Origin of the sequence: Pseudoalteromonas sp. MB41, from assembly GCF_020966275.1 — a bacterium.
In the GTDB taxonomy this organism is placed as follows: Bacteria; Pseudomonadota; Gammaproteobacteria; order Enterobacterales; family Alteromonadaceae; genus Pseudoalteromonas; species Pseudoalteromonas lipolytica.
Map to the genome: position 1 here is coordinate 1 of NZ_JAJJZF010000048.1, position 8,931 is coordinate 8,931.

The following is an 8,931-nucleotide window of genomic DNA, read 5'->3' on the forward strand; positions in this document are numbered from 1 at the left end:
ACGCTTGATTTTTTGTGCGGGGCTTTCTTTGGCTTTAGGTGATTTAGGCATAGTCATCTTAGGTGATTGAGTCCAATCCATCTTACCGTGTTTTCTCAACCAAGTAAGCACAGTTGAGCGACCTTGTATGCCATAAATTTTTTGGGCTTGTTTATAAGTCATATCGCCTTTTTCTACAGCGTCGACAACTTGTAATTTAAAGCCTAATGAATAATCTCGTTGTGTTCGTTTGATCGGTGTATTATTTGACTTGGTCATAATAAGTCCTAAATGTGTAAACACATTTCAGGACGAGACAGTTGATAAATATCAAAAGGCTACAGCATTGCTGTGGCCTTTTTTATAGCAATATTATTAAAGCGTAAGCATCGCTTGCATATCAAAAATACGCACATTATGAGCGTTATTCTTTAAAGGCTAACGCTTTATTCATCGCCTTTTTAAATAGCTCAAAATTTTCAATATGAGGCAAGTGACCAATGTCTTTTAGTTCAATTAAGTGCGCAGTAGGAATGAGATTAGCGGCCGTTTTACCCAGCTCGTCATAGCGACCAAGTTGGTATTCTACACCCGGCTTTTTCCAGTTACGGCCAGGACCTGTTCTATCGCGAGTACCAAGAATTAAAGCAACAGGCATTTTAAATTGGTCGAACTCAGTAATAACCGGCTGAGTAAAAATCATGTCATAGGTTTTAGCATTAACCCATGCCATTAACTCATGATCAGGCCCCTGAATTTGGCCACTCAAAAAGTGCGTAAGTTGCTCATAGTCTTGATTCCATTTCCCGTCATAATAGTTTTGTTTTTGATAGGCAATGATCTTCTCGGGTGTTTTACCAAGCTCAAGATCATAGAAAAAATCAGTGTCTTTGTATTGAACATAGCTAAGGTAGTTTTCAAGCCCAATCGGGTTCAATAAAATAAGTTTTCGCACTTGCTCAGGAAACATTAATGCATAGCGGCTTGCCAGCATTCCACCCATAGAGTGCCCCAAAACAATTGGGCGTTTTATACCTAACGACGTTATTAATTGATGCGTATTATTGGCAAGGGCAGGGAACGAAAACTGATAATCTTTAGGCTTTGATGACTTACCGAAACCAATTTGATCGGGGATTAAAACACCATAGCCCGCTTCATTTAAATACTTTGCTGTCGATGTCCAGTAATGACCATTAAAGTTTTTACCATGCATAAGCACAACGGTAGGCTTATCACCCTTAGGTTTTAAATACGAGTAAGCCATTTTTAAAGAAGATTGTTGAGAAGACAGGTTAAAAAACTTAACAGGGTAGTCGTACGAGTACGTACTCAACTCAGCGTCGTAACTGAGTTTTTCATTATTTGCTAGCACCGAACTTACGTTAAACAGTGCTACTGCTGAGATTAATATTACGCGTAATAATACCATTATCCTTTCCCACCATTTTTTAAAAAAGTGTCTCCAGCGTATCATCCCTGCTTTAAATTTATAATATAAATGCCACGAAAAAATACCGCGCAATGCAGCCATGAAACTTATCTCGCGCGCTTTTTTACGATTTTATAATGCGTATTCAGCGCTAAGCTCTCATCTCGCATCTCGCCTCTCGCCTCTCGTAGCTCTTATCTCGCCTCTCGCCTCTCGTAGCTCGCACCTCGCACCTCGCACCTCGTAGCTCGTAGCTCGTAGCTCGTAGCTCGTAGCTCGAAACTCGCACCTCGCACCTCGTAACCCGTACTTGTAGGCGTGAAATTTATTTCGCGCGCCATCGCGCCATAGTGTGTAACCACATCATGAAACAATTGACGCGCGCAGGTTAAAAACAAAAACCTAAACCTGTTTGCTTATTGCTTACCCATCCAATAACTATGCTGATATACGTTTTCTTTATAAACTTGATCGCTGTAATCATATAGACGTTGCCATATTAAGCGGTCGAAAATGTATTTATCACCGTCTTTATAAAGCATTTTAAAGTTAGCTAATGACAAATAACTGCCAGTTTCATTGGCTAATATTTCGTTTTTACAGCTTACAAAATCATCAGCGTTTGGACACAAAGACATTAATGCAAACGTAATGCTATTGTCGCTTTCGAGTTGCCAGTATGCGTTTGGTGTGAAATAAGCAGCGTCTGTCTCCCCAAAACTAGAGTTGAAATAGTAGCTGCCCTTTCCATCGTCGTTAATAAACCAAAATACTTTATTATTTCCGATGATAAAGTCTTGGCGTAAGTAGCTAAATACCTCTTTGTAATCAGCTAATGTGATATTGGTTTCGTCTATGACTTCTAATAGCTCGTAGGCTAGGCGTGCTTGGCGCTCTTCTTTATTACGTTCAAGCGCATAAAGCATTTTACCTGTGTGCATTGTAAAAAATTGCAATGATGTATCTGAGCCATTGCCTGTTAACTTTATGGTTTCGCCATTATTATCTAAGGTGTAATGCCACTTAAATGAATCGTTGTTTTTTGGTGTGTTAAACGTGACGGTCGCTTGGTTAGCAGCTGTTATAGCAAAGTGTGTAGGCACATAGCGTAATGTTAAACCCTCGCCAGTGTCTGCAATCTTATTATCTAAACGGCCTGTATAACGTGTGCCAATTTCAAGGTTGGGTACTGCGGTTGGTGTAATACGGCGAAATGTGCCGATCGATGTTTGCGTTTGCATTGCGGCAACAAGCTCTGCTGACTCAGCTATTTGGCTTGGGGTTATTTCATCGTGATAAGTTAAATTGTGGCTTACTTTTACGACCAAAAAGTCATCAAATTGCGCAATAATTTCTGCATCTATTAAGTTTAAGTCAAATGCAACATTAAACTCGTAGCCATCTTTGTGTAATTGCGACGTGTTATACGTATTAACAAGCGTGTCGCTAGTAATTGTAAGTTGTGTGCCATTAAGCATCGCCGAAAAATCGGCATAAGGTTGGAATAGTGTTTTTCCTGAGGGAGTCGGCACTGAGCTGGCTAACACAAACTCAAAGTAGCTTTCTTCTGCTTCTGTATTCAAATGATTTACAGTGTGAAATGTACTCACACGGGTATCAACATAATAGTGTGAGCGTAATTCAGGCTGTGTTTTATACAATGTAACTACGTCGCCTTTGTCTTCAGATACATTAAAAAACTCAACACGCAGTGCATCATCACGCTTAGCCAAAACATCAATTTCAATCAATGCTTTTTGAGAACAGTCCAAAACACAGTCAATAGCGTGTGTGTTTAACGCTACCACGTCAGGATTTGACCATTTAAAAGCACTTAGCTCACCATTGTGTGATAGAACGCCGCTATCTTTCGAGGCAAAAATGAGTTGAATGCTCGCATCCTTAGTGTGCCAATTACCGATTATATCGTCATCGCTTAACGTTATAGATTGCCATGCTTCGCGATTTTCAGCGACATTCACAATGAGCGTATACTGATTAGTCGCTTTGCCATCCGACACCTCAACCGTAAATGTATGGTTCGCAATATCGAACAAACTGGGTTCAATTTTAAAGGTGACTTGGTTATTTTTGCTAGAGAGGTTCAGCCATTCTGGCTTATCAATGATTGTTGCAGTGATTGTATCGTTTTGCTCATCTTTTACATCAACCACTAAGGTTGCAGGCTCAAGTGCTTTTGTATTTATTGTTAATGAGCCAGACAATGTAGGTGCGGTATTTTGTACTACTTTATCATCTGGTTTTTTATCTGTTGATGAGCCGCCACAGGCCGTGAGCGCAAGCGTCAGTGCCGATACGCCAAGGAACTTTTTCATTTACATCCTAAAAATTTGTTATGTTTTGTAAGGGAGATGTAAATTACCTAAAGTGGGTAAGTAGGTCAAAGGTATTATGTAACTGAACGTAAACAAAAAGGTGAGCTAAATAGCTCACCTGTATAAAAAGGGGTTATGACTCTTGTTGTGCAACATGGTCCATATATTCGTCAAATGTGCCCTGAAAATCGATGATCTGTTTGTCCTTAATATCGATAATGCGGGTTGCCAATGACGAAACAAACTCACGGTCGTGGCTCACAAAAATAAGCGTGCCTTCGTAATCTTTTAACGCATTGTTAAGCGCTTCGATGGCTTCCATATCCATGTGGTTCGTGGGTTCATCCATTACGAGTACATTAATGTCTTGCATCATTAATTTACCAAATAACAAACGGTTTTTCTCACCACCAGAACAGTTGCGCGCCTTTTTGTTGGCATCGTCTGCGGTAAATAACAAACGCCCTAGCATGCCACGCACCATTAAATCGTTATGCTTGGCTGTGCGCCACTGCGACATCCAGTCGAATAGGGTTAAGTCGTTATCAAAGTCTTTAGTGCTGTCTTGTGGGCAGTAACCAACGCTTGCATTTTCTGACCATTTAACAACCCCTTCGTTACTTTGAAGTTCGTTCACTAAGCAGCGTAAAAACGTCGTTTTACCCACGCCGTTTTCACCAATAACAGCCAGTTTTGCACCCGCTTCAAGTAATAAGTCGCCGCCGCTGAATAAGGTTTCGCCGTCAAAGCCATGGCCTAACTTAGTGAGTTCAAGTGCTTGGCGGTACATTTTTTTGCCTTCGTCAAAGTACAATGACGGGCTCATACGGCTTGATGATTTAACTTCATCTAGCTTAATTTTATCCATACGTTTAGCACGTGAACTCGCTTGCTTCGCTTTAGAGGCGTTAGCGCCAAAGCGGTTTACAAAGTCTTGAAGCTCATCGATTTCAGCGCTTTTCTTCGCATTTTCGGCCAGTAATTGTTCGCGTTGAAGGCTAGATGCCTCAATAAACTTTTCGTAGTTACCCGGGTAAATGCGCAGTTCGCCATAATCAATGTCGGCCATGTGCGTACAAACCGAGTTTAAAAAGTGACGGTCGTGCGAAATAATAATCATCGTACACTTACGTTGGTTAAGCTCATTGGCTAACCAGTTAATGGTGTAAATGTCTAAGTTATTGGTTGGCTCATCAAGAAGCAAAATATCAGGATTAGCAAACAGCGCTTGTGCTAATAACACACGCAGTTTCCAACCCGGTGCTACATTGGCCATTAACCCGTAATGAAACGCTTGTTCAATACCAGCTTGAATTAAAATTTCTTCAGCGCGGCTTTCTGCCGTGTAACCATCCATTTCGGCAAAGATACTTTCAAGCTCTGCGACCTTCATGCCGTCTTCTTCGCTCATTTCTGGTAATGAGTAAATGCGGTCACGCTCTTGCTTTACTTTCCAAAGCTCTGTATCGCCCATTATTACCGCATCAACCACTGTGTATTGCTCAAACGCAAATTGGTCTTGGCTTAGCGTTCCGACTTTTAAGCCTGGTGTAATCGACACGTTGCCTGAAGAAGGGGTAAGTGCACCACTTAAAATTTTCATAAAGGTTGACTTGCCGCAACCATTTGCGCCAATTAAACCATAGCGGTTACCGTTACCAAACTTGGCTGAAATGTTTTCGAACAACGGCTCTGCGCCAAATTGCATGGTGATATTTGCGGTTGAGATCAACGAATTATTCCTAGAAAAATACTGACAGGGTTATGGTGCAAAACTGCGAAAATAAACAAGCAATAGGGTAAATAATAGGCCGCGGATTATACAGATCCACCCACCGGAAGGCTATTAAATTTATATGAATACTAACGAGGAAAGATTAGAGCTAATAAAACAGACTTTATTGCCCTATATGCACCCTACACAGTTTAAACAGTGTAGGCGTGAAATTTATTTCGTGCGAAAAGTTCAATCGGTAGCAATGGCTCTACATCGCGTATTTAGTCCGCACCTCGCTCCTCGAATTTCGTACCTCGCATTACCCTTTTAGCTGCTCGCACTTCGCAGCTCGCATTTCGTTGCTCGCACTTAGCACTTAGCACTTCGTAACTCGCTCCTCGTATCTCGCATTACGCTTTTAGCAGCTCGCACTTCGCACCTCGCACCTCGCACCTCGCACTTCGTAACTCGCATTTCGTAACTCGAATTTCGCTCCTCGTAACTCGCAGCTCTTAGCTCGAATTTCGTAGCTCGAATTTCGCAGCTCGCATTTCGTAGCTAGCACTTAGCACTTCGTAGCTCGCACTTCGTAACTCGCACCTCGTAACTCGCACCTCGTAACTCGCACTTCGCACCTCGCACTTCGTACCTCGCACCTCGCACTTCGTACCTCGCACCTCGAATTTCGTAGCTCGCACTTCGTAACTCGCATTTCGTAGCTAGCACTTAGCACTTCGTACTTCGCAGCTCGAATTTCGTAGCTCGAATTTCGCAGCTTATGCTAATTCAACAAACTAAAATCGACCTCGGGTAGGCATTCAAATCCTGGGCGAGCAAATAAATACCCTTGCATTAAACTGACGCCAGCACTGCGCAGCCATTGGTATTCTTCAATACATTCAATGCCCTCGGCAAGAGGTGTTATATTAAGCTCTTCGAACATTGCAATACAGTGGCTAACAATTGTTTGGCGTGCTTTATCAAGGTGAATATCGCGAACTAACTCCATATCAAGCTTAATAATATTACTTTGGAAATCGGCCAATAAATTTAACCCTGAGTAACCAGAGCCAAAATCGTCGGTCGCAGTAATAAATCCAAGTGATTGATAATATTCAATAACGCGTTTTATATGAGCGGTGTCTTCGACTTGTTCAACTTCGGTAAACTCGAACATTATTTGCTTAACAGGAAAGTTGTATTTTTGGGCGGCTGCTAGCGTCGTTTTAATACAACGCTCAGGTTGATAAATCGCATTAGGTAAAAAGTTAATACTTAAAATAGACGGTAACGCTAGCTTTGCAGCAAGAGAAATGGCTTTAACACGGCACAGTTGATCAAATGTGTAACGGTTATCGTCATTAACCTGAGAAATAACAGAATAAGCCGACTCATTATTAGGGCCTCTCACTAAGGCTTCGTAACCAAAAATATTCTTTGCGGAGCAGTCAATAATAGGTTGAAAAGCCATGGTGAAGTCAAAGCCTAGTTCTAAGTTGTCTTCACACTGTTTACAGCTTACTTGCTGGCAATTAGTTTGGTTAGTGCGCATTTTTTACCTATTTATTAAGTACTCTCTTATATAATAGTGCTAGTAAATTCGTAAATGTGCAATGTTCTCGTCTGTATTGTTTTACATAGGTTGTTGTAATCTTTTAGTTCTGTGTGGTGCTGCTCGCTTAAGTACATTGCTACAAGCCTTTAACTAGCAGAACACACTGACAATAAAAAACTGACAAAAGAACAATTGATAATAAAGCTGCTGATAACAGATCAATCGATTAAAAAATGTTTCTCACAGTGAACCTTTAACAGTGCACTTAAAACGCAATGCAGCTTAAAAAGTCGTTTTTAAAAACAGCTTACTCGCTGTGCTCATGCCAGAAATAACGCGGCTTTTAGCCTTAAACGCACCGTATTTTTTATGCTCAGGCATGATTTATTTTACGCATTGATTAAAAAATAACTTGCAAGCCTACCTACTGGTAGGTAATATCCTCAGCATGAACACGACATATACAAACATACTGCAACACGCCGATGCGCTTATTCAAAGCAATGGTTTCCATGGTTTTAGCTATGCAGACCTTGCAAAAGAGCTCGATATTCGCAAAGCGAGTATCCACCATCATTTTGCAACCAAAGCCGATTTGGGGATTGCGTTTTGTCAGTTAAAATGCGAGCAGCTAAAGCAGCTAGAATCACACTTAAAAACGCTGCCATCAGCCAAAGCACGTTTACAAGGTTATTTTGCTGTGTTTCAAAGTTGTGCGAACGATGGGCAAATGTGTGGTATTTACGCCATGCAAACCGACTTGCGACTCATGGCCGAACCGCTGCAAAAGCAGGTATTAAAAATGGCTGATCTTGAGCTAAATATACTCAGTGATATTTTGCAAGTCGGACTTGATAACGGTGAGTTTAATTTTAAACCGACTGCTTATCAGCAAGCGGTCATTATATGTTGCGCAATAAAAGGCGCACTTATGCTAAACCGAAGTGAGCATCATGCTGGTTTGTTTAATCAAACGTGTGATGCATGGATTGAGATGCTGGCCTAGTTCAGCACTCAAAAAATTTTACCTAGCAAGCCTAGCTACTAGTAGGTTAAATAAAGGAGAGCTGTTATGGCTTTTACGAATACACAATTAACAACGTTTAACGCCCTTGGTGAAAAGCTAGAAAAAGCAGGTGTGCCGCTTATCTACATTACACTCGGTATCATCTATATTTGGTTTGGTGGTATTAAGTTTTCTGCGGGGCAGGCTGAGGGCATGTACGGCATGATAGCTAATAACCCACTGGTTTCGTGGATGTATGCCCTTTTCTCAAAGCAAGGCCTGGTAAACTTTTTAGGTTCGCTTGAAATTATCATCGGCTTATTATTTTTCGCACGCTTTATTAACCCCGCTTTATCGGTGCTTGGTGGGCTGTTATCCATGGCGTTATTTACAGTAACCATTAGCATGATGGTGTTTTTATCAGGTATTACGAGCGATGTCGGTTTTCCTGTATTGAGCTTTGTGGGTGAGTTTTTATTAAAAGATATAGGGTTGTTTGCAGCGTCGTTGTTTGTTGCTGGTAACAGCTTAAAAGCGTTAGTTGCAAAGCAAAACGCCCAGTAATGCCCGTGTAACATAAAGGTCCGAAAGGGCCTTTTTTCGTTTCAATGTCTCGTCCTGAAATGTGTTTACACATTTAGGACTTATTATGACCAAGTCAAATAATACACCGATCAAACGAACACAACGAGATTATTCATTAGGCTTTAAATTACAAGTTGTCGACGCTGTAGAAAAAGGCGATATGACTTATAAACAAGCCCAAAAAATTTATGGCATACAAGGTCGCTCAACTGTGCTTACTTGGTTGAGAAAACACGGTAAGATGGATTGGACTCAATCACCTAAGATGACTATGCCTAAATCACCTAAAGCCAAAGAAAGCCCCGCACAAAAAATCAAGCG

At 41.2% G+C, this 8,931-nt stretch carries 8 protein-coding genes; 3 read left to right on the forward strand and 5 right to left on the reverse strand.

Features of this window, described 5'->3' with window-relative positions; translation table 11 throughout:
- The 5 genes from LPA49_RS21890 to LPA49_RS21910 all read right to left on the reverse strand — a co-directional run.
- Positions 1–258 (reverse strand): helix-turn-helix domain-containing protein (locus LPA49_RS21890; protein ID WP_326847808.1); only part of this gene is annotated, 258 nt, incomplete at its 3' end.
- A gap of 145 nt (positions 259–403) precedes the next feature.
- Complete coding sequence (locus LPA49_RS21895; protein WP_065979237.1) at positions 404–1,411, reverse strand: alpha/beta fold hydrolase; 1,008 nt, start codon at positions 1,409–1,411, stop codon at positions 404–406.
- Positions 1,412–1,827: 416 nt separating this feature from the next.
- Positions 1,828–3,747, reverse strand: coding sequence for a hypothetical protein (locus LPA49_RS21900; RefSeq protein WP_074988463.1), 1,920 nt, complete (start codon positions 3,745–3,747; stop codon positions 1,828–1,830).
- A 133-nt stretch (positions 3,748–3,880) separates the two neighbouring features.
- On the reverse strand, positions 3,881–5,479 hold the full coding sequence (locus LPA49_RS21905) for an ABC-F family ATPase (protein ID WP_074988464.1): 1,599 nt from the start codon (positions 5,477–5,479) through the stop codon (positions 3,881–3,883).
- 766 nt (positions 5,480–6,245) lie between these two features.
- Positions 6,246–7,016: an EAL domain-containing protein gene (locus tag LPA49_RS21910; protein ID WP_074988466.1), complete on the reverse strand. Its 771-nt coding sequence runs from the start codon at positions 7,014–7,016 to the stop codon at positions 6,246–6,248.
- 451 nt (positions 7,017–7,467) lie between these two features.
- Here LPA49_RS21910 and LPA49_RS21915 point away from each other — a divergent pair, with 451 nt between their 5' ends.
- The 3 genes from LPA49_RS21915 to LPA49_RS21925 form a co-directional block, all read left to right on the forward strand.
- On the forward strand, positions 7,468–8,025 hold the full coding sequence (locus LPA49_RS21915) for a TetR/AcrR family transcriptional regulator (protein WP_074988467.1): 558 nt from the start codon (positions 7,468–7,470) through the stop codon (positions 8,023–8,025).
- Between the two features lie 66 nt (positions 8,026–8,091).
- Positions 8,092–8,589, forward strand: coding sequence for a DUF417 family protein (locus LPA49_RS21920; RefSeq protein ID WP_074988468.1), 498 nt, complete (start codon positions 8,092–8,094; stop codon positions 8,587–8,589).
- 85 nt (positions 8,590–8,674) lie between these two features.
- The coding region (locus LPA49_RS21925) for a helix-turn-helix domain-containing protein (protein WP_326847808.1) at positions 8,675–8,931 on the forward strand (257 nt) is incomplete at its 3' end.